This is a genomic window from Flavobacterium psychrophilum DSM 3660 = ATCC 49418, assembly GCF_002217405.1.
In the GTDB taxonomy this organism is placed as follows: Bacteria; Bacteroidota; Bacteroidia; order Flavobacteriales; family Flavobacteriaceae; genus Flavobacterium; species Flavobacterium psychrophilum.
The window spans coordinates 1-1,332 of the sequence record NZ_MUHE01000078.1; the positions used below are offsets into that span (position 1 = coordinate 1).

At 27.9% G+C, this 1,332-nt stretch carries 1 protein-coding gene; it reads left to right on the plus strand.

Annotated elements, in window-relative coordinates; translation table 11 throughout:
* The first annotated feature begins 192 nt into the window (after positions 1–192).
* A complete protein-coding gene (locus B0A57_RS11935) occupies positions 193–1,146 on the plus strand; it encodes an SIMPL domain-containing protein (protein WP_038467163.1) in 954 nt (317 codons plus the stop codon).
* Positions 1,147–1,332 lie beyond the last annotated feature (186 nt).

The following is a 1,332-nucleotide window of genomic DNA, read 5'->3' on the forward strand; positions in this document are numbered from 1 at the left end:
TTTGGTGGAGTTGTGCAACAAGCACAGCAGTTTGGCAAAATGGCGGGTTCAGTGCTAAATTGAACATTCTGTTTTCAATTGAAGTTTTGTGCTAAATTGAAAGTAAGTACTTCAAAGTCCGCCACTTCGCCAAGCTGCGAAACGTTAGTGGCTATTATCCCGAAAAAAACGACAATAACAAAAAATGAAAAAATGAAAAAAAATCTATTATTTACTTTTACAATTTTAAGTTCTACATTTGGTTTTGGTCAAGAAGCAGGAAATATAAATTATCAAAATCAAGTCCGTTATCAGGAAAATAACATAAATGTAGATTTACCAAACGATAATGATTTATATTTCAGCGTAAAAGGTTTAACAAATGTAAGAGCCGATAATTATGTTGCAATATTTAATACTTTTCAAGTTGGAAAAACAACAGAAGAAGTTAACGAATTAATCGAAAAAAGAATTAATCAGGCTGTAAGCGAATTAAAATTGACTAAAGGAATTGAAGTTTTTGTTGATATGATTTCTTTTGTACCTATTTACGAATTTGAAGTGGAAAAAAAAGTTTTCAGCAAAAAAACCTACAATGAAGTCCCTGTTGGATTTGAGTTGAAAAAAAATATACATATAAAATATAGCGACCAAAATTTATTTAATCAAATTATGTCAATTATGTCAAAAAATGAAATTTATGATTTGGTTAGAGTTGACTACTTTTCGAATAACTTAGAATCTGTAAAGAAAGAGCTAATGAATAAAGCAAAAGTAAATCTTCAAGAAAAAATTAAGAATTATGAAACTATTCTAGGAGTTAGTTTTTTAACAAATGAAAAGTCAATTTCAGAGGGATATAAAGTTGTATTCCCGGTAGAAATGTATAAATCTTATCAAGCATTTAATAGCACATCATTAAATTTAAAAAAATCTGCAAACATAAATAGTGTGGAAAAAACTACTACTTTATATTATCAACCAATCGTTGATAAAGAATTTGATTTTGTTGTAAATCCAACTGTTCTTGAACCTGTAATTCAAGTTATGTTTGAAATAAAAATGAAAATCAATAGAGAATCAAAACAAACTCTGAAAAACAATAAAGAATATATGTTAATTACACCGAATGGTGAAATGAAAAATTTAAACATTAACCAACAATAACAGCCACTAACAGCGGTAGCTGTTGCACAACCCTAAATTTTTGAAAAACATTTACAAAAACCATAAAAAACAGCCTCATTTAATCCGTTTTAAGCGAGGTTTATTTTTGGGTTAAGTTCAAAGTTGTAAAATTTTGATGCCTTAAAAACATACGTTTCAAGTTAAAAAGGATCGTTTTTAAAAAAG